Annotated in this window: 23 protein-coding genes; 13 read left to right on the top strand and 10 right to left on the bottom strand. The window is 65.8% G+C overall.

The window, feature by feature from the left end; translation table 11 throughout:
- Positions 1-76 precede the first annotated feature (76 nt).
- Complete coding sequence (locus tag ACK4SG_RS10735; protein WP_409601742.1) at positions 77-514, top strand: hypothetical protein; 438 nt, start codon at positions 77-79, stop codon at positions 512-514.
- Here ACK4SG_RS10735 and ACK4SG_RS10730 read toward each other — a convergent pair.
- Both ACK4SG_RS10730 and ACK4SG_RS10725 read right to left on the bottom strand, forming a co-directional pair.
- Positions 480-1871: an NAD(P)(+) transhydrogenase (Re/Si-specific) subunit beta gene (locus ACK4SG_RS10730; protein ID WP_409601741.1), complete on the bottom strand. Its 1392-nt coding sequence runs from the start codon at positions 1869-1871 to the stop codon at positions 480-482. The two genes, ACK4SG_RS10735 and ACK4SG_RS10730, sit on opposite strands and share 35 nt — an antisense overlap.
- Positions 1868-2164 (bottom strand): NAD(P) transhydrogenase subunit alpha, encoded by a 297-nt coding sequence (locus tag ACK4SG_RS10725; RefSeq protein ID WP_409601740.1) that lies wholly within the window; start codon positions 2162-2164, stop codon positions 1868-1870. The genes ACK4SG_RS10730 and ACK4SG_RS10725 overlap by 4 nt, the downstream gene beginning before the upstream one ends.
- A 178-nt stretch (positions 2165-2342) precedes the next feature.
- Between ACK4SG_RS10725 and ACK4SG_RS10720 the strand changes: the two genes are divergently transcribed.
- Positions 2343-3686: an ISL3 family transposase gene (locus ACK4SG_RS10720; RefSeq protein ID WP_409601739.1), complete on the top strand. Its 1344-nt coding sequence runs from the start codon at positions 2343-2345 to the stop codon at positions 3684-3686.
- Between the two features lie 12 nt (positions 3687-3698).
- Here ACK4SG_RS10720 and ACK4SG_RS10715 read toward each other — a convergent pair whose 3' ends face one another.
- The 5 genes from ACK4SG_RS10715 to ACK4SG_RS10695 all read right to left on the bottom strand — a co-directional run bounded on the left by ACK4SG_RS10715 (position 3699) and on the right by ACK4SG_RS10695 (position 7386).
- Positions 3699-4217 carry a hypothetical protein gene (locus ACK4SG_RS10715; protein WP_409601738.1) on the bottom strand — a complete coding sequence of 173 codons (519 nt, stop codon included), beginning with the start codon at positions 4215-4217 and terminating at the stop codon, positions 3699-3701.
- A 2-nt stretch (positions 4218-4219) separates the two neighbouring features.
- Entirely contained in the window at positions 4220-5278 is a 1059-nt protein-coding gene (locus ACK4SG_RS10710; protein WP_409601737.1) for a hypothetical protein, read from the bottom strand.
- Between the two features lie 43 nt (positions 5279-5321).
- A complete protein-coding gene (locus ACK4SG_RS10705; RefSeq protein ID WP_409601736.1) occupies positions 5322-6341 on the bottom strand; it encodes a radical SAM protein in 1020 nt (339 codons plus the stop codon).
- A 30-nt stretch (positions 6342-6371) separates the two neighbouring features.
- Complete coding sequence (locus tag ACK4SG_RS10700) at positions 6372-6686, bottom strand: hypothetical protein (protein WP_409601735.1); 315 nt, start codon at positions 6684-6686, stop codon at positions 6372-6374.
- A gap of 364 nt (positions 6687-7050) precedes the next feature.
- Positions 7051-7386, bottom strand: coding sequence for a hypothetical protein (locus ACK4SG_RS10695; protein WP_409601734.1), 336 nt, complete (start codon positions 7384-7386; stop codon positions 7051-7053).
- Between the two features lie 167 nt (positions 7387-7553).
- On the opposite strand from ACK4SG_RS10695, the gene ACK4SG_RS10690 reads away from it, so the two are divergent.
- The 3 genes from ACK4SG_RS10690 to ACK4SG_RS10680 are packed head-to-tail and all read left to right on the top strand — an operon-like array spanning position 7554 to position 8974.
- Positions 7554-8129, top strand: a complete 576-nt coding sequence (locus ACK4SG_RS10690) for an RNA polymerase sigma factor (RefSeq protein WP_409601733.1) — start codon at positions 7554-7556, stop codon at positions 8127-8129.
- Positions 8130-8164: 35 nt separating this feature from the next.
- Complete coding sequence (locus tag ACK4SG_RS10685) at positions 8165-8530, top strand: hypothetical protein (RefSeq protein WP_409601732.1); 366 nt, start codon at positions 8165-8167, stop codon at positions 8528-8530.
- Between the two features lie 6 nt (positions 8531-8536).
- Positions 8537-8974: a DUF3106 domain-containing protein gene (locus ACK4SG_RS10680; protein ID WP_409601731.1), complete on the top strand. Its 438-nt coding sequence runs from the start codon at positions 8537-8539 to the stop codon at positions 8972-8974.
- Here ACK4SG_RS10680 and ACK4SG_RS10675 read toward each other — a convergent pair whose 3' ends face one another.
- Entirely contained in the window at positions 8975-10069 is a 1095-nt protein-coding gene (locus ACK4SG_RS10675; protein ID WP_409601730.1) for an NAD(P) transhydrogenase subunit alpha, read from the bottom strand.
- Between the two features lie 44 nt (positions 10070-10113).
- Between ACK4SG_RS10675 and ACK4SG_RS10670 the strand changes: the two genes are divergently transcribed.
- The 3 genes from ACK4SG_RS10670 to ACK4SG_RS10660 all read left to right on the top strand — a co-directional run bounded on the left by ACK4SG_RS10670 (position 10114) and on the right by ACK4SG_RS10660 (position 12403).
- Positions 10114-10713, top strand: coding sequence for a nitroreductase (locus ACK4SG_RS10670; protein WP_409601729.1), 600 nt, complete (start codon positions 10114-10116; stop codon positions 10711-10713).
- 35 nt (positions 10714-10748) lie between these two features.
- Positions 10749-11636, top strand: a complete 888-nt coding sequence (locus ACK4SG_RS10665; protein WP_409601728.1) for a 5'-3' exonuclease H3TH domain-containing protein — start codon at positions 10749-10751, stop codon at positions 11634-11636.
- Between the two features lie 224 nt (positions 11637-11860).
- Positions 11861-12403, top strand: a complete 543-nt coding sequence (locus ACK4SG_RS10660) for an NUDIX hydrolase (RefSeq protein WP_409601727.1) — start codon at positions 11861-11863, stop codon at positions 12401-12403.
- 3 nt (positions 12404-12406) lie between these two features.
- Here the strand turns inward: ACK4SG_RS10660 and pip are convergent, their stop codons facing one another.
- Positions 12407-13351 (bottom strand): prolyl aminopeptidase, encoded by a 945-nt coding sequence (pip, locus tag ACK4SG_RS10655; protein WP_409601726.1) that lies wholly within the window; start codon positions 13349-13351, stop codon positions 12407-12409.
- A 70-nt stretch (positions 13352-13421) separates the two neighbouring features.
- Positions 13422-14255, bottom strand: coding sequence for a peptide chain release factor N(5)-glutamine methyltransferase (prmC, locus tag ACK4SG_RS10650; protein ID WP_409601725.1), 834 nt, complete (start codon positions 14253-14255; stop codon positions 13422-13424).
- A gap of 168 nt (positions 14256-14423) precedes the next feature.
- Between prmC and ahpC the strand changes: the two genes are divergently transcribed.
- From ahpC to ACK4SG_RS10625, 5 genes are all read left to right on the top strand, one after another.
- On the top strand, positions 14424-14987 hold the full coding sequence (gene ahpC / locus ACK4SG_RS10645; protein ID WP_409601724.1) for an alkyl hydroperoxide reductase subunit C: 564 nt from the start codon (positions 14424-14426) through the stop codon (positions 14985-14987).
- Between the two features lie 154 nt (positions 14988-15141).
- On the top strand, positions 15142-16722 hold the full coding sequence (gene ahpF / locus ACK4SG_RS10640) for an alkyl hydroperoxide reductase subunit F (RefSeq protein WP_409601723.1): 1581 nt from the start codon (positions 15142-15144) through the stop codon (positions 16720-16722).
- A 3-nt stretch (positions 16723-16725) separates the two neighbouring features.
- Positions 16726-17151, top strand: a complete 426-nt coding sequence (locus tag ACK4SG_RS10635) for a VOC family protein (RefSeq protein ID WP_409601722.1) — start codon at positions 16726-16728, stop codon at positions 17149-17151.
- Entirely contained in the window at positions 17148-18053 is a 906-nt protein-coding gene (gene oxyR / locus ACK4SG_RS10630; RefSeq protein WP_409601721.1) for a DNA-binding transcriptional regulator OxyR, read from the top strand. The genes ACK4SG_RS10635 and oxyR overlap by 4 nt, the downstream gene beginning before the upstream one ends.
- A 15-nt stretch (positions 18054-18068) precedes the next feature.
- Positions 18069-18713, top strand: a complete 645-nt coding sequence (locus tag ACK4SG_RS10625; RefSeq protein WP_409601720.1) for a hypothetical protein — start codon at positions 18069-18071, stop codon at positions 18711-18713.
- Positions 18714-18717 lie beyond the last annotated feature (4 nt).

Here is an 18717-nt window from a genome sequence, read left to right as displayed (position 1 = left end):
CCATTCTAGTCCCAATCACGTTGCCCGTCCGTGTCCGCGGTGGGATCATCGCCGGCCCACTGCCTGGCCCCTCCCGATGCCCAAGCCCTCCGCGCCCCGCTGGTATGCCCTGCCGCTGCTCGTCCTAGGCGCCGCGGGCTTTGCCGCCTTCTGGATGCTGGCGGCACTGGCACTGGACGGCCTGTGCGCCTGGCTGGCACCGCTGGCGGCCGTGGACATGCTGCTGCTGCTACGCATTGCCAAGTGGCCGGCAGGCCCGGCCCGGGCAGCCTGGGCGGCACTGGCCACCGCCGGGGTGGTGGCCGCCGCCAATTTCCTCATCGTGGCGGGCCAGGTCGGCCAGAACTTCGGGCTCCGGCCTTGGGAGTCCGCGCTGCTGCTGGGGCGCGATTATGCGTGGCTGCTGCTGCGTTTGACTGCCGACCGCCTCGATATCGCGCTGTGGACGGCGGGCGTGCTGGTGGCGCTATGGGCCGGCCTCAGTGGCCGCCGTCCAGCGCCTTCAGCTCGCTGACCAGCGCATTGGCCATCTCCGCGCCGTCGCCGTACAGCATGCGGGTGTTATCGGCATAGAACAGCGCGTTCTCGATGCCGGCAAAGCCCGTGCCCTTGCCGCGCTTGATGACGATGGTGTTCCTGCTGTTCACCACGTCGAGGATCGGCATGCCGTAGATCGGGCTGGCCGGGTCCGTCTTCGCCACCGGGTTGACCACATCGTTGGCGCCGATCACCAGCGAGACGTCGGTGTTGGCGAACTCGGGGTTGATGTCGTCCATGTCGGCGATCAGGTCGTACGGCACGCCCGCCTCGGCCAGCAGCACGTTCATGTGCCCGGGCATGCGGCCGGCGACCGGATGGATGGCGAACTTCACCTTCACCCCGCGCTCCATCAGCCGCTGGGCCAGCTCCCAGATCTTGTGCTGCGCCTGCGCCACCGCCAAGCCGTAACCCGGCACGATCACCACGCGCTCGGCGTAAGCCATCATCGCCGCCACGTCGGCGGCCTCGATCGGCTTCATGGACCCGCCGATGGCCTGCATCGCGGACCCGCCCCCGCCGAAGTTCGAGAACAGCACGCTCTTGATGCTGCGGTTCATGGCCTTGGCCATCAGCCGGGTCAGCAGCATGCCCGCTGCGCCGACCATGGTGCCGGCGATGATCAGCGCCTCGTTGCCCAGCACGTAGCCTTCGAATGCGACTGCGAGGCCAGTGAACGCGTTGTACAGCGAGATCACCACCGGCATGTCGGCACCGCCGATGGGCAGCGTCATCAGCACGCCCAGCACCAGCGCCAGTGCGAAGAACGCGGCGATCCACGGCAGCGCCAGCGTGTGCAGGGCCATGACGCCGCAGCCCACCGCGGCAATGGCCACCAGCGCGTTGAACCACTGCTGGCCGGGGAAGGTGTAGCGCTTGTCCATGCGCCCGTCGAGCTTGGCCCAGGCGATCACCGAGCCGGTCAGCGACACCGCGCCGATCAGCGCACCGACCACGGCCAGCACCAGGGTCAGACGCGGCGGCGCCAGCGCCCCCGCCATCGACAGCCGCACCAGCTCGACCGCGCCGATAGCCGCCGCGCTGCCACCCCCCATGCCGTTGAACAGCGCCACCATCTGCGGCATGTCGGTGATCGCCACCTTCCGGCCCCAGATCCAGTTCAGCCCCACGCCGATCACGATGGCGGTAATCATCAGCCCGATGTTGTGCAGGCCCGGCAGGAAGAAGGTGGCAAAGGTCGCGATCAGCATGCCCACGCCCGCCCACTGGATGCCGCTGCGCGCGGTCTTCGGGCTGGCCATGCGCTGCAGGCCGAGCAGGAACAGGGTGGCGGCGACGAAATAGCTCAGCTTGACCAGGGTGAGGACGCTCACTTGCCGCCCTCCTGCTTGCTGGACTTGAACATCTCCAGCATGCGCTCGGTCACCACGTAACCGCCGGCGGCATTCCCCGCACCCAGCAGCACGGCGACAAACCCCAGCCCCTGCTCCAGCGGCGTCTGGGCATGGCCCAGCACGATCATGGCGCCGATCAGCACGATGCCATGGATGAAGTTGGAGCCCGACATCAGCGGCGTATGCAGGATCACCGGCACCCGCGCAATGATCACGTTTCCGGCGATCGCCGCCAGCATGAAGATGTACAGCGCCACGAACCCGTCGCCCATCGCCCCGTCTCCAGCCCCGACTGGTCAGGATCATAAGGGTATCCGGAATCTGGTGTGGGATTTGGCTTTCAGGGGTTTTGTAGCCATCACTTCAAAAGATGGATTTTACTGTTGGATTCGAGGGTGTATGTGTTAGAGTGAAAGTCGGATTTCAGTGTGGGTTCGCCCGAGGTGCTGAGTGACCGACTTCCTGCAATTGCCCAGTCTGAAGACGCTTGAAGTCGTCAGCGACGGAGACCGCTACGCCGTCAAAGCCGAGGGCGTTTCGACTTGGATTGTGTGCCCCTTGTGCAAGCGCGGTCGCTTGTACGGCCACGGTTCGCAGGAGCAGTCGTTCCAAGACACACCCTCGCACGGCAAGCCGGTCGAGGTCTTCATCCAGCGCCGCCGCTATCGCTGCCAAGGCTGCGGCAAGACGCTGTTTGAGCCGGTGGCCGACTTCGATGGCAAGCGCCAAGCCACAGCGCGTCTGGTGGCCCACATCCGCAAGGAGAGCTTCACCAAGACCTTTGCCGCTTTGGCGCGGGAAGTGGCGCTGGACGAGAAGACGATCCGCCATATCTTCGATGACTTCGTCGAGGAGTTCGAGGCCAAGGTCCGGTTTCGGACACCCCGCATCCTCGGCATCGACGAACTCAAGATCATTGGCGACTACCGGGCGATGCTGACCAACGTCGAGCGCAAGACCGTGTTCGACATCCGGCCAAGCCGCAAGAAGGAAGACTTGCTGCCCTATTTCCGCACCCTGCGGAACAAGGACACCATCGAGTGGGTGGCGATGGACATGTATGCCGTCTACAAGCAGATCGTGAAGGGCACGCTGCCAGATGCGCGGATTGTGGTAGATCGCTTCCATATCCAGCGGATGGCCAACGACGCGCTGGAGAAGCTTCGCAAGGGCATCCGCAAGGACTTGCCGGCCCGGCAGCGCCTGAAGCTCAAGGACGAGCGATTCCTGTTGCTCAAGCGACAGCACGACTTGAAGGGCAAGGACATGGAACGGGCCCTGGAGTGGTTCCGCCAGTTCCCCCAGCTTGGGGAGGCACATGCGCTGAAGGAAGGCTTCCTGTCGATCTGGGATCACAAGACTCGAACGGATGCCGAAGCAGCTTGCACAAAGTGGCTGGCCAACATTCCGGCGGAATTGTCGCCGACCTTCAAGGACCTCACTACTGCGGTGCACAACTGGCACGAGGAAATCTTCGCGTACTTCGAGCAGCCCATCACCAATGCCTATACTGAGTCCGTCAACCGACTGGCCAAGGACATGAACCGTATGGGCAGAGGCTACAGCTTCGAGGTGATCCGGGCGCGGATGCTCTACAACGCCAAGGCACGCAAGGATGGCTCGGTCATCGAGACTGTGGAGGTCGATGACGATGGCCTGGTGACCACGAACTTCGAGTTCCAGCGGATGACCATGGCTTCGATGAATCAGAAAAAGCGCGTCAAGCGCGTGGTCGAGTATGGGCCTTACATCCCGACGCTGGTGCAGCTGCTTGAAGAGGGGTATTTCGATTAAGCGATCGTGTAGCTATCTGTGCTGGAGTTCCTGCTGAAGGTTTGTGGCAGAGGCTGGCGTAAGTACCAGATCAAAACCACTTGTCGTGGTGATGCAAACACTCTCGGATCTTGTGCCTTTTGCCGCATAGATTTTTCTGCCTTGGGGCGATGAAAACCAACCAATGCGCATCACCCCAGTCGAGATGCCGTTTGTTCTAGTTGCCAGGAGTTGATCAACTTGTTTGGGCGAACAACGCTCAGCAGTCATGATGTCTGTTTTGTCTACTGCAGCGCTATACGGCCAAATGCCATTTACCTCAAGCGTCTTTTCATCAACTGTAACTTCGAGGGTGACTAGGAGCACAGCAACCAAAATAAATAATGCGGAACCGAGAATAATGAGCGGCCAAAGCGCCAGCGAAACACGTGATGCAATACCTAACTGCTTCTGCCGATAAAGCAGCACAAAGCCGAGTAAGATAGGGGGAAGAGCGAGGATGCCGAGAAGCATCCACGCCTCGGCCCCATCAACAGGGATGCTAATAGTCACGATCAGCTGAGTCCTGCCGCACGTAAGGCGTATGCGGTTGTTGCATTCACCACTTGCTCGGCTTCTTCATCGCGAACTGTAATAAGGTCGTTTTGGCGGAGAGCGAGTACGAGTGAACGAACCTCGTGACTGATTAGATCCTTAACTACGTAGTTGGTGAGGCCGTCATTGCGCGCAAGCTTGCTAAACCTAACAGCACGTTGGGCATCCCGCATAAGAACAGGGTCGAGCTTGGCTAATTTTCCGGCTGTTCCTGCTTTCGTTTCCATTGGCGCAGCTACGTCGCTAACAGTGACCGCTACGGAGACCGCAGCTGCAATGGTGAAGCCGAGATCGATCGCAACTGTTACGGCAATCACGACTGAAATATACGCAACAACGATCGCTGCGATTGCACACGCGACTACAGCTGTGCATGCTGCCAAGGATGCATGTTGCGCTTCAAGTACTTGAGTGATTATGGCAATGTCATCTTCACTTACTGGGTATCCGGTATCACTCAAGGAATCCGCCAGTGCTTTTCGCTCAATCGTCGTGAGGTTTGAGCAAGAGCCGCCAGTAACCAACTTTCGTATTTCCTCGATATTGTCCTTTAACAAAGCAGAAATGCGGCTTTCAAGTCGCGATGGATCCCGCTCTTCAAGCAGCCCCGTGCTCTTTAGGCTCGCAATCACTGATGAATAGTCACCTTCCTCAAGGCTTTTTTGCACTGATGGGTTTGTAAGCGCACGAAGGAGCATTACGGATTCATCTCGCAGGGTCGTATCAGACGCATCGATCCCGTGCTCATGAAAGTATGCGGTTGGACTTTGGAAAAATTTGTCTGACTCAATCTTTGAGCTGCGAACGTCTTCAATAACACCGAGAACATTTGAAAGCGTTGGAATGACCGGCGTGGGGACGCCTGCTCGCAAAAGCGGCAATGAGAATTTCTCGGTGGCGCGTGCCGTTGTTGCAGCAACGCTGCCGGGCGTTCCATATAAACGCTCTGCGCCTGCTGCGACAGGAAGCGCCGCTGCGCCTGAAATCAATGTGCTCTTGATGAATTTTCTGCGGTCCATGAGCGAGCTTCCTTCTTCAAGAATTTAAGGCTAAGCACCCTGCCTAACGCGGCGGTATAACATGCTGTTCGATGGCGCGACTTAGGACGAAGCGACTAGTAACTTCGGGTATGTAGCGCTCATAGCTCCCCAGAATCGCGCCCTTGATTTCATCATCCTGGTGCAGCATGGCGCATGCTTGGCAAATGTGAACCACTCCTTCGAGTTTTTGTTTTCCCCGTTCACCAAGGACTCTACTGATGATTTGATGTGGGCCATCGACACGAAGCCAAATCTTCATGAAATCGTTGACCTGGTTCCTGTAAAGATCTCCCATGTTTCCATCGCTTGCGCTGCCCAAACGCATTTCAGGAATGTGCTCGAGTGTAAGGCCGCAGCAGGCAGATAAATTGTCGTGTGGTGTAATTACGACATTGTTGAATACCTGGTTGCATCCGCGGTAGTCGTCCTTGAGGGAGTCAGCTTGCCGCCTAGATTCGGCATCTGCATGAAATGGCATCCACGTATTTGACTGCAAGTTGAAGTATGCGCATTCGGAGAGCTGTTTTATGGCCGGATCAGATGTCATTCGCCTTAGACAATCAGATTCCTCATTGTCCACTTCAACAGTGACCAATGTATGGATTCCACTCTCCACCGCCACGAATGCTGCATTGACGACGCTTTCATGAGGCACCCACTCCTGATGATCAGCGCCCGTGCTGATATTAAGCTCATTAAGCCCAGCGTCTTTGAGTTTCCCAATCAACTCCTTGGCGTATTTTTTACTCTTGCCCCAAGAGCCATTGCTAACCACTCGTGTAAGCAGACCTAAACTCGATGCATGAGCGACAGCTTGAACCAAATCGTCCTTCAAGATCGTCGCCTCACCGCCACTGAATGACACAAGGCGGAGATCAGGAAATGATTCGTGCGCTTCGGAAATGCGCTTGAGAATCGACTCTAGGGGGAGTCGCCCTGTAACGCGCGGGCTCGACTCAAAGCAGCACTGCTTACAAGCGGCAGTACATGTATATGTGCAAAGAATGGTAAGGGTGTGGGGTGAGACAAGGCTTTCGTCCATGGTTATAGCCCCATCCATATGCCATCACTCCTACTGATAAAAACGACGACTGCCTATCGTTAGCCACGCGGCGACTGCGGCAACCGCGATGGTCGAAAGAAAAAGCAAGGGGAGTGCATATGCCGGATACAGCAAGCTACCAATTCCGCCCAAAAGGAAAACCAATGGGAGAATCAGCATCCTGCGTCCAACCCAGCCATGCAGCCGCGCGGGATTTTCGACCCTGCTGTAGTCAACGATGTTCAGGGGCCTGCCCTCCTTGGTCACTGAAATCCCAAGGGCCAGAACGAACAGCACAGGAACCACGATTAGCTGCACTACGCCAAGGATCTTTAGCTCATTCATAGTCGAGGCCTATGGATGTGTTCGCTGTAAGCGTGGTAATCGCCGAATCCCCACGCCGGCACGCTAACCGAATCCTAGCCCTGTAACACCTAGTTGTCTATCTCGCGACGTCGCGCGGCCAGAGACACTTCCCACATTGGATGGCGGCAGCGCACGGATCAGCAAATACCAGAAACCTACAACCCGGAGGTAACAGGTAGGATCTGGTTAGGGCTGGCTCCCCACACTGAAATCCGGATACCCGATCATAACCGCCCCTGAACAGGGCAGGAAGCAGGTCAACCGCACCCCACATGCCGCGTTGACTTGCTGCAACCGCGAAGGTTGCGTGCCGACATACCCCGCTCACAAGGAGAGCCCCATGTCACGTTGCGTCTATCTCTTCCCCCTGCTGCTGGCCATCAGTCCCGTCGCCCTGGCGCAGAGCACTCCGCCCGATCGCGGTGACCGCATCGAACAGCGGCTTGACCAAAAGGGCGACCGCATCGAGCAGCGGCTGGACAACAAAGGCGATCGCATTGAACAGCGCTCCGATCAGCGCGCTGCCCATGCCGAAGCAAACGGCCACCCGGAGCGTGCAACCCGGCTGGATGCCAAGGGCGAACGCATCCATCAGCGCCTGGATAAAAAAGGTGCGCGCGTCAATGCCCGCCTCGACCAGCGTGGCGCACGGCTCGATCGCCGCTGGGATCGCCGGCACTGAAAGCGCACCAGCCGGTCCCGATGCGTTCGGTCAACCGATTCCGCACGTGGGCGTTATGACGGCATGAGCCCAACGAAAGGGTTTTGCCGGCCAGGGAGGGCCGGCGCCTTTGGCTGTGCATACAGATACCCACGCATTACCCCGCATCCGCCTGCAAGGTCACCATGTTGCTGCTCGCTCCCGATAAGCTTGCGCCGGTGAATGCCGACTCCCTACCACCGGGTGCGCCCGCCGCTTCCCTTGAGGACTTTTTGCGCCAGATCGAGGCGCGTGCGTTCCGTTTCGCGGAACTGGGCCTGCGCCACCGCGAGGACGCGCTGGACGCGGTACAGGATGCGATGCTGAAGATGCTGGCCTACCGCGACCGCCCGGCCTCGGAGTGGGGCCCGCTGTTCTGGAGCATCCTGCGCAACCGGATGGTGGACATGCAGCGCCGTGGCCTGTTCCGCCTGCGCTGGCTGCTGCCCGGCAGCACGGATCGCGACGGCGAAACCATCGACTGGGCCGACGACGCGCCGGACCCGGCCCGCCGCCACGATAGCCACGAGGCATGGGAGCGCATCAGCGCGGCACTGCGCGCGCTGCCCGCCCGCCAGCGCGAGGCGTTCACGCTGCGGGTGCTGGAAGAGCTGGACGTGGCCGACACCGCGCGGGTCATGGGCTGCAGCGAGGGCTCGGTAAAGACGCATCTGTCGCGAGCACGCGATGGGTTGCAGCGACAACTGGAGGACTTCCGATGAATACCCGACCGACGGACACCCCACCGAGGGATGCCATGGCCGCAGCCGCCTTCGATGCCGCGCTGCGGGCGCGCCACGCGGACGCCTTGGCGCAGCTGTCGCCGCAAGTGCGTGCCCAGCTGGCACAGCGCCGCAATGCGGCCCTGCGCGGGGAAATGACCACACGCTCGCCGCAGCGGCTGCGGCTGCGGCTTGCCGTGGCTGGCACCGCAGCGCTGTGTGCATTGGCGGTAGGGCTGCGCCTGACCCTGCCCACGCCGTCGGCCACCCCTGCCGCGATGTCCGCGCCCGCGCTGGCACAGGCCACCCCGACTACCGGCGGCAGCATGCCGCTGGACGAAGATCCCGATTTCTACGCCTGGCTGGGGTCCGCGGACGCGACCCGGCTGGCGATGGAGTAAGAAGCCATGACCCGTCGATTCACTGTCCTGCTGCTTGCCGCCTCCGCACTGACAGTACCCACCTTCGCCTTGGCGCAGGACGCCAAGCCCGACGCCCTGCCGGCCTGGGACCAGCTGACCCCGGCCCAGCGCGAATTGTTGATCGCGCCGGTGCGCGACCGCTGGAACCGCGAGCCGGAACGGCGCCCGCAGCTGATGGAATTCGCCAAGCGCTGGCAGACGATGCCGCCGCCCCAGCGCGAGCGTGCCCGTCAGGGCATGCGGCGCTGGGAGGGCATGACGCCCGAACAGCGCGAGCAGGCCCGGGCCCTGTTCCATGCCGTACGCGACATGGACAAGGACGCGCGTCGCGCGTTCATGGACAAGTGGCGGCAGATGAGCCCGCAGCAGCAGGCCGACTGGGTGAGGGCGCACCCCGCACCAGCGCATCCGCCCGGCGAATGATCAGCCGCCTGGGGTGGCCCGCTCCGGCCAGACCGTCCTGGCCAGCAGCTCGTCGTCCCAGTCGAAGACCAGAGCGCCGTCCTTCAGCAGCAGGGCAACAAAGTTGTAGACGTTGCGGGCGAACATCTCGCTGGCATGCTGCGCCCCCATCGATGCAAGGTTCAGCGGGCCGGCGACGGTCACGCCGCCTGCCTCCACCGTTTCGCCTGGCCGGGTGAGCTCGCAGTTGCCGCCGGTCTCGGCGGCCAGATCCACGATCACACTGCCCGGCTTCATGCCGGCCGCCATCGACGCGCTGATGATCTTCGGCGCCGGCCGGCCCGGTACGGCGGCCGTGCAGACGACCACGTCGATCGTCTTGAGGTGCTCGGCCAGACGGCGCTGCTGCTCGGCGCGCTCCTCGTCGGTCAGCGCGCGCGCATAGCCGCCCTCGCCCGCAGCGGACACGCCGAGGTCGAGGAACTTGCCACCCAGGGACTCGATCTGCTCGCGCGTTTCCGGCCGCACGTCAAAGCCTTCCACCGCCGCGCCCAGGCGCTTGGCGGTGGCGATCGCCTGCAGCCCGGCCACCCCGGCACCTACGATCAGCACCTTCGACGGGCGGATGGTGCCGGCCGCAGTGGTGAGCATCGGGAAGAAGCGCGGCGCCAGCTGCGCGGCGATCAGCACCGCCTTGTAGCCGGCCATGCCGGCCTGCGAGCTGAGCACATCCATGGCCTGCGCCCGCGTGATGCGCGGCAGCCGCTCCAGCGGGAAGGCCACGATACCGCGCTCGCGAATCGCCTCACCGCGGGCCGGGTCGGCCTGCGGCTGCAGGCTACCCACCAGTACCGCCCCGGGCTTGAGCGCGGCGATGGCCGCTGCAGACGGCGCCTGCACGCACAGCACGAGATCGGCCCCTGCCAAGGCATCTTCGGCCAGGACGGCACCCGCCTCGGCATAAGCCGCATCGGGAAAATAGGCGCCAGTGCCGATACCCGGCTGCACGCGCACGCGCGCACCGGCAGCGACCAGCTTTCGACAGGTTTCCGGCGTCAAGGCCACCCGCCGCTCGCCGGCCGCCGTTTCCCGCGCCACGCCCACGATCACCGTCATCGCCCGCCCCGCATCGGAATTGGATGCCGCATCCTACCGCTACCATGGCACACCCCCGCAAGCACGTCCCCGCCATGCTGACCCTCGCCGCCCTCGACCAGCGCCGCTCCACGCCTACCCGCCAACTTGGCCCGCCCGGCCCGGACGACGCCCAGTTGCTGCGCATGCTGAAAACCGCGGTGCGGGTGCCCGACCACGGCAAGCGGGTGCCGTTCCGCCTGCTGCGCATCACCGGTGACGCCCGCGTCGCGCTGGCGGACGCCGCCGAAGCCCGCCTGCGCGAGCGTGAACCCGAGGTGGGGGGCGGCGTGGTGGACAAGCTGCGCAGCCGCTTCACCGCGCCGCCGCTGACCCTGGCGGTGATCGCCCGGCTGGGGCCGGATGCGAAGATCCCCGAGGTTGAACGCGTCTCCACCGCCGCCTGCGTCTGCCTGCTGCTGCTCCAGGCCGCGCAGGCGGAAGGCTTTGGCGCGCAGTGGCTGACCGGCTGGCTGGCCTACGACCGCCCGTTCCTGGAAAACACGCTGGGCCTGGCGCCCGACGAGCAGCTGGTAGGCACCCTTGCCATCGGCACGGCCACGGTCGAGGTGCCAGAACGCGAGCGGCCGGACGTGGCGGCGCTGCTGACGGACTGGCGCCCGTAAGCCGATCGCAGGCGACGTCCTCCTACAATGGCGGAATGACGCAGCCCACGCTCCACCTCGTCGATGCCTCGCTGTACGTGTTCCGCGCCTGGCATTCGATGCCGGACGAGTTCCACGACGCCGACGGCTGGCCCACCAACGCGGTGCACGGCTTTGCGCGGTTCCTGCTGGAGCTGCTGGAGCGCGAGCGTCCGCAGCACATCGCCGTGGCCTTCGACGAAGCGCTGGACTCCTGTTTTCGCAACGCGCTGTACCCGGCCTACAAGGCCAACCGCGACCCGGCGCCGCCGGAGCTGCGCCGCCAGTTCGCGTGGTGCAAGGCGCTGTGCCAAGCGCTGGGTCTGCGCACGCTGGCGCACACCGATTACGAGGCGGACGACCTGATCGGCAGCGCCGTGCACCGCGCGCGCAGCCAGGGTTTCCGCAGCGTGATCGTGTCGGCGGACAAGGATCTGTCGCAGCTGCTGCACGCAGGCGACGAGCAGTACGACTTCGCCAAGGGCCAGCGCTGGGGCGCGGACGGCGTGAAGGCGCGGCATGGCGTGCATGCGCACCAGATCGCCGACTACCTGGCGCTCACCGGCGACGCGGTGGACAACATCCCCGGCGTCACCGGTATCGGCCCCAAATCGGCAGCGGTGCTGCTGGCCCACTTCGGCACGCTGGACGCGCTGCTGGAACGCATCGACGAAGTGCCTTTCCTGCGCCTGCGCGGGGCCGCCACGCTGGCGACGCGGCTGCGCGAACAGCGCGAGCACGCCCTGCTGTGGCGGCGGCTGACCACCATCGCGCTGGACGCGCCGCTGCCGGAGGGCGGCTTCGCCCGCACGGGCGGCGATGCCGGCGAGCTGGCGTCGCTGGCCGACTGGGTGAACTTCGGGCCGATGACGCGCAAGCGGCTGGCGGACGCGGCGGGGCTGTAGGGGCGCGACTCAATCGCGATGCCTTGCGGGTGCTTCTGCCTTCACTCGCACCCCCAACTCCTTTTCGAGCGGTGCAGCGCGGCCCCGACGGGGATTCGAGCACGCCCTGGATGGCGTGCGGCCGCGCATCGAAGCCGGATGCGGAGCCTAAGCGGCGAACCTTCGCCGGGGCCGCGCTGCACCGCGAACCAAAGACCATCGCCCGCCTGCGCTAGCATCGGCGCATGAGCAACCTCAAACAGACCCTCTACGAAGGCCAGTGGCTGCGGCTGGTGCGGATCGGCCATTGGGAATCCTGCGAACGCACCCACGGCCAGGGCATGGCGGTGATCGTGATCGCGGTGACGCCGGCGGACGAAGTCCTGTTCGTCGAGCAGTACCGCATCCCGCTGGGCGCACGCACCATCGAGATGCCGGCCGGGCTGGTCGGTGACGACCACGCCGAGGACACCCTGGCGGACGCCGCGCGGCGCGAACTGATCGAGGAGACCGGCTGGTCGCCGGGGCGGGTGGAGGTTCTGCTGACCGGCCCCACCAGTTCCGGCATGAGCAACGAGCGCATCGCCTTCGTCCGTGCGCGCGATCTGACCCGGGTTGGCGAAGGCGGCGGCGTGGACGACGAAAACATCCTCGTCCACGCGGTTCCGCGCGCCGAGGCACCGGCCTGGCTGATGCGCAAGCGCGCCGAAGGGTTCGAGCTTGACCTCAAACTGTGGGCCGGGCTGTGGATGATCGACCACAACCCGGACGGCAGCCCGGCGGCCTGACGGTCAGCCGGCGAAGCGGTCGGTCGCCCGCACCAGCGCGTCCACGTTCTCCGCCTCGAACGCGGAGTGGCCGGAGGTCGGGCTGACCACCAGCTCGGAGCCCGGCCACGCGGCGTGCAGATCGAACGCGTTCTGGATGGGGCAGACCACGTCGTAGCGGCCGTGCACGATCACGCCGGGGATGTCGTGGATGCGGTGCACGTCGCGCAGCAGCTGGTCCTCGACCTCGAAGAAGCCGCCATTGACGAAGTAGTGGTTCTCGATCCGCGCGAACGCCAGCGCGAACGCCGCATCGCCGTGGGTGTCGGCGTAGTCGTCCGGGATCCGCAGGTAGCTGGTGGCACCCTCCCAGATGCTCCAGGCCCGCGCCGCGTCCAGCCGCACCTGCGGGTCGTCCGAGGTCAGGCGGCGGTGGAAGGCGGCGATCAGGTCGCCACGCTCCGCTTCGGGGATGACTGCCAGGTAATGCCGCCACGCATCCGGGAACAGGCGCGAGGCGCCTTCCTGGTAGAACCAGTCCAGCTCCCAGCGGCGCAGCATGAAGATGCCGCGCAGCACCAGCTCGGTGACCCGCTGCGGGTGGGCCTCGGCATAGGCCAGCGCCAGCGTGGAGCCCCAGCTGCCGCCAAACACCTGCCAGCGCGCGATCCCCAGATGCTCGCGGAGCTTCTCGATGTCGGCCACCAGATCCCAGGTGGTGTTGTCCACCAGGTCCGCGTGTGGCGTGCTGCGGCCGGCCCCGCGCTGGTCGAACAGCACGATGCGGTACTTCGCCGGGTCGTGGAAGCAGCGCATCTTGTCACTGCAGCCGGCGCCCGGCCCGCCGTGCAGCAGCACCACCGGCTTGCCGTCGGGGTTGCCGCACTGCTCCCAGTACAGGGTGTGGCGGCCATCGACCTGCAGGGTGCCGGTCTGGTACGGGGCGATGTCCGGGTACAGCGTGCGCATGGGGCGTCCTCTTGGCGGATCGAGCCCCCATTGTAAAAGGCCGCCCAGCCGGCGCCGTGACGACGCGCCGTCAGGGCCGACGGCCCAGCGTCACCCGGTCGCGCTGTTCGAGATCGCGGTGGGTCGCCACGGCCTCGAAGCCGGCCGCGGCCAGCAAGGCCCGCACCGCGGGCCCCTGGTCCCAACCGTGCTCCAGCAGCAGCCAGCCCCTCGGCCGCAGGTGCGCGGGGGCGCCGTCCGCAAGGGTGCGGATCGCGTCCAGTCCGTCCGCGCCGGAGGACAGTGCCATCGACGGCTCGAACCGCAGGTCGCCCTGCTCCAGGTGCGGGTCGCCCTCGGCGATGTAGGGCGGGTTGCTGGCGATGAGATCGAACACCTCGTCGCCCAGCGGCTCCCACCAACTGCCGGGACGGAACACCACGTTGCCGAGCCCGTTGCGCTGCGCGTTGCCGCGTGCCACGTCCAGCGCCGCACGGCTGGCATCGGTGGCCACCACTTCCGCGCGCGGCCGCTCCCTGGCAATGGCCAACGCGATCGCACCGCTGCCGGTGCCCAGATCGGCGACGCGCACGGGCGCCTCGTCAGGCAGTCGTGCCAGCGCCAGTTCTACCAGCAGCTCGGTCTCCGGGCGCGGCACCAGGGTGGCCGGCGTCACCGCAAGATCCAGCGTCCAGAACCCGCGCGCGCCGGTCAGGTAGGCCACCGGCTCGCCGGCGATGCGTCGGGCCAGCAGTGTCCGGAACCGGTGGGCATCGGCCGGGGCTACCGCGTCCTCGGCATGGACAAACAGCCATGTTCGCGGCTTGTCCAGCACGTGCGCCAGCAGCAGGTCGGCATCGACGGGGTCGATCGCGAGGCGCGCCTCGGCCAGCAGGCCGGCGACGCGGGAGGAGGCATTGGTCATGCGGGGATGGTAGACGGGTCGTGCCGTGGCGCAATGGCGCTGCCGCTCACCTCCTTTATAGCCTTAATCTATTGATTAGATATTAATAATCAATTTCTATAATTGATTGGCGCGACCTATGATGGCCCCGTTGCAAAATCATCCACCCACCCCTACGGAGGAACACCCATGTCCCTGATCAATACCCAAGTCCAGCCGTTCAAGGCCAACGCCTACAGGAACGGCCAGTTCATCGAAGTCACCGACAAGGACCTGCAGGGCAAGTGGTCGGTCCTGATCTTCATGCCGGCCGCCTTCACCTTCAACTGCCCGACCGAGATTGAAGACGCCGCCGAGCACTACGCCGAGTTCCAGAAGGCCGGCGCCGAGGTCTATGTCATTACCACCGACACCCACTTCTCCCACAAGGTGTGGCACGAGACCTCGCCGGCCGTCGGCAAGGCGCAGTTCCCGCTGGTTGGCGACCCCACCCATCATCTGACCCGCGCCTTCGGCGTGCACATCGAAGAAGAGGGCCTGGCCCTGCGCGGCACCTTCATCATCGATCCGAACGGCACCATCAAGACGATGGAGGTCCATGACAACGCTATCGCCCGCGACGTCAGCGAGACCCTACGCAAGCTGAAGGCCGCCCAGTACGTGGCCGCGCACCCGAACGAAGTGTGCCCGGCCAAGTGGAAGGAAGGCGCCAAGACCATCGCCCCGTCGCTGGACCTGGTCGGCAAGATCTGATCCACCGCATCCCACGCACCCTCTCCTTCCGGAGAGGGCTGCGTGGAGCCGACGGCCGCCGTCGCCTCCCCGCAGCCCTTTCGCCCCGACCGCCCCGCGCCCCGCGCGGAATGGCGCCCCCTGCCCCCGATTCGGAAGTTCCTTGGAGACCGCCATGTTGGATGACGCCCTCAAAACCCAGCTTTCCGCCTACCTGGAGAAGCTGCAGCAGCCGATCGAACTGGTCGCCTCGCTGGATGATTCCCCAGCCTCGCGTGAGCTCGACGAGCTGCTGGGCGAGATCGCCGCGCTGTCGCCGAAGATCACCCGCGTGGCCGGTAACGACGCCCGCAAGCCGTCATTCCTGATCCGACGCGCGGGCAGCGACGTGCAGGTGGGCTTCGCCGGCATCCCGCTGGGCCACGAGTTCACCTCGCTGGTGCTGGCGCTGCTGCAGGTGGGCGGGCACCCGGTGAAGATCGACGAGGCGCTGGCGCAGCAGGTCCGCGACCTGCCGGGCGACTACGCCTTCGAAACCTTCATGTCGCTGCACTGCCAGAGCTGCCCGGACACGGTGCAGGCGCTGAATGCGATGAGCGTGCTGAATCCGCGCATCAAGCATGTCGCCATCGACGGCGCGCTGTTCCAGGCGGAGGTCGAGGCCAAGCAGATTCTCTCGGTGCCCACGGTCTACCTCAACGGCGAGGAATTCGACGCCGGGCGCATGAGCATCGAGCAGATCCTCGCCAAGCTCGATACCGGCGCCGCCGCGCGCGCCGCCGAGGCGCTGAAGGACCGCGAGCCTTACGACGTGCTGATCGTCGGCGGCGGCCCGGCCGGCGCCGCGGCAGCGATCTACGCTGCGCGCAAAGGCATCCACACCGGCATCGTGACCGAGCGCTTCGGCGGCCAAGTGCTGGACACGATGGGGATCGAGAACCTGCCGTCGGTGGAATACACCGAAGGCCCGAAACTGGCCGCCTCGCTGGAGTCGCACGTGCGCAGCTACGGCGTGGACATCATCACCGCGCAGCGCGCCAAGGCCCTGCACCCGGCCACCGCCGCCAGCGGGCTGGCCGGGATCGAACTGGAAAGCGGCGCCACCCTGCGCGCCAAAGCAGTGATCCTGGCGCCAGGCGCGCGCTGGCGGCAGACCGGCGTGCCCGGTGAAGCCGAATACCGCACCAAGGGCGTCACCTACTGCCCGCACTGCGACGGCCCGCTGTTCAAGGGCAAGCGCGTGGCGGTGATCGGCGGTGGCAACTCCGGCATCGAGGCTGCGATCGATCTGGCCGGCGTGGTGGACCATGTCACCGTGCTGGAGTTCGACGGCAAGCTGCGCGCCGACGAGGTGCTGCAGCGCAAGCTGCATAGCCTGCCCAACGTCACCGTGCACCTGAACGCACAGACCACCGAGATGCTGGGTGACGGCAGCAAGCTGACCGGGCTACGCTTCACCGACCGCACCAGCGGCGAAACGCAGGAGCTCCCGCTGGCCGGCGTGTTCGTGCAGATCGGCCTGCTGCCCAACACCGAATGGCTGCAGGGCGCGGTGGCGCTCTCCCCGCGCGGCGAGATCGTGATCGACGACCGCGGCCACACCAGCGTGCCGGGCGTGTTCGCCGCCGGCGATGCCACCACCGAGCCGTTCAAGCAGATCGTGGTGGCGATGGGTGCCGGCTCGACCGCCGCGCTGTCGGCCTTCGACTTCCTGATCCGCCACTCCGCCCCGGCGGACGTCGCCCAGGCGGCCTGAGCGATGGCCGCGCCGCTGCCACCGTTCGCCGTGCAGCGGCTCGACCACGTGGTGCTGCGGGTGCGCGACCTCGACCGCAGCGAGGCGTTCTACCGCGCGGTGCTGGGCTGCGAGGTCGCGCGCCGCCGCGACGACCTGGGCCTGCGCCACCTGCATGCCGGCGCCTCGATGATCGACCTGGTCGCGGTGGACGGCCCGCTGGGCCTGCGCGGCGGCGCGGCGGCAGGCGCGAGCGCCCGCAATCTGGACCACCTGTGCCTGCGCGTCGCGCCGTTCGACGAAGCGGCGCTGGTCGCCCACCTCGCCGCGCACGGCCTGGCGCCGCACGGCCCGGCCACCCGCAACTTCGGCGCCGAGGGCGACGGCCCCTCGCTGTACCTCGACGATCCGGACGGCAACACCATCGAGCTGAAGGGGGCTCCGGCATGAATCTGCGCGATCTGAAATACCTCGTCGCCCTCGCCGATCTGCGCCACTTCGGCAAGGCCGCGGATGCCTGCTTCGTCAGCCAGCCCACCCTGTCCACCCAGATCCGCAAGCTGGAAGACGAACTGGGCGTGCCCCTGGTGGAGCGCGCACCGCGCAAGGTGATGCTCACCGCGGCCGGCCAGGACGCGGTGCAGCGCGCGCGCCGCATCGTGGCCGAGGTGGAGGAGATGAAAGCCGCCGCGCGCCGCGCGCACGACCCGGCCTCGGGCACGCTGCGGCTGGGCGTCTTCCCCACCCTTGGCCCCTACCTGCTGCCGCACGCCGTGCCCGCGCTGCACGCCCGCTTCCCGCGGCTGGAGCTGCTGCTGGTGGAGGAGAAGAGCGACGTGCTGTTGCAGCGCCTGCGCGACGGCAAGCTGGACGCCGCACTGCTGGCGCTGCCGGTGCACGATGACCAACTGCACGCCGAATTCCTGTTCGAAGAGCCCTTCCTGCTGGCGGCGCCGGAGCAGCACCCGCTGGCGCGGGCGAAGCGTCTGCGCATCGACACTTTGACCAACGAGACCCTGCTGCTGCTGGAGGACGGCCACTGCCTGCGCGACCAGGCGCTGGACGTGTGCCGGCTGTCGGGTGCGCACGAAAAGTCGGGGTTCCGCGCCACCAGCCTGGAGACGCTGCGACAGATGGTGGCCGCCGGCGTCGGCGTGACCCTGCTGCCGGCGCTGTCGGTGCACGAGCCCATCGTGCAGCCGGCGGGCATCCGGCTGGTGCGCTTCGCCGACCCGGCGCCCAGCCGCCGCATCGCCCTGGTATGGCGCAAGTCCTCGGCGCTGGATGCCTTCCTGCACGAGCTGGCGGAGGTCATCGGCGCCCGCGCGCAGGCACAATTGGCGCAACCCTGACCCACCGGAGCCGCCATGCGGACGCGCAGCGGGCTGATCCTGGCCATCGTGGGCTGCCTGGCGCTGGCGTGGTGGCTGGCCCATCCCCACCGGACACTGCCCGTTCCGGACCCGGCAACCGTGGCCGCACTGCGCGCCTGCCCGCTGCCGCCGCAGGTGGCCGACGGCGCGCCACCGCTGCAGACCCCCACCCCTGGCGGCCTGGCCCTGCCCGACGTGGCAGGCGCCCGGCTCAGCCCGCTGGCGGGTTTCAGCGTGGCGGCCCGGGTGCTGGGCCGCGAGGACTACCGCACCGGCATTGAAGCCACCTACTCGCCCACCGACCTTGCGCTGGGCTGGGGCCGCATGGCCGACGAGGCCGTGCTGGCGCGGCTGGCCATCCGCCAGGGCGGGCGCTGGTACCACTACCGCTGGCAGGGCGATCCGCCGATTCCGCTCGACGAGATCGTGCGCAGCAGCGCGAACATGCACATCGTGCCGGCCGATGCCCGGGTGGCCGCAGCGCTCGCTTCCATCGAGGCCGGGCAGCACGTGCGCATCGACGGCTGGCTGGTGCGCATCGACGCCGGGCGCTGGCACTGGCAAAGCTCGCTGCGCCGCGACGACAGTGGCGGCGGGGCCTGCGAACTGGTCTATGCCTGCGCCATCACGCGCCTGTAGGCGC

This window comes from Thermomonas sp., assembly GCF_046293095.1.
Lineage (GTDB): Bacteria > Pseudomonadota > Gammaproteobacteria > Xanthomonadales > Xanthomonadaceae > Thermomonas.
The sequence above is the reverse complement of the archived record's forward strand: the minus strand, read 5'-3'. Positions and strand labels throughout refer to the sequence as shown.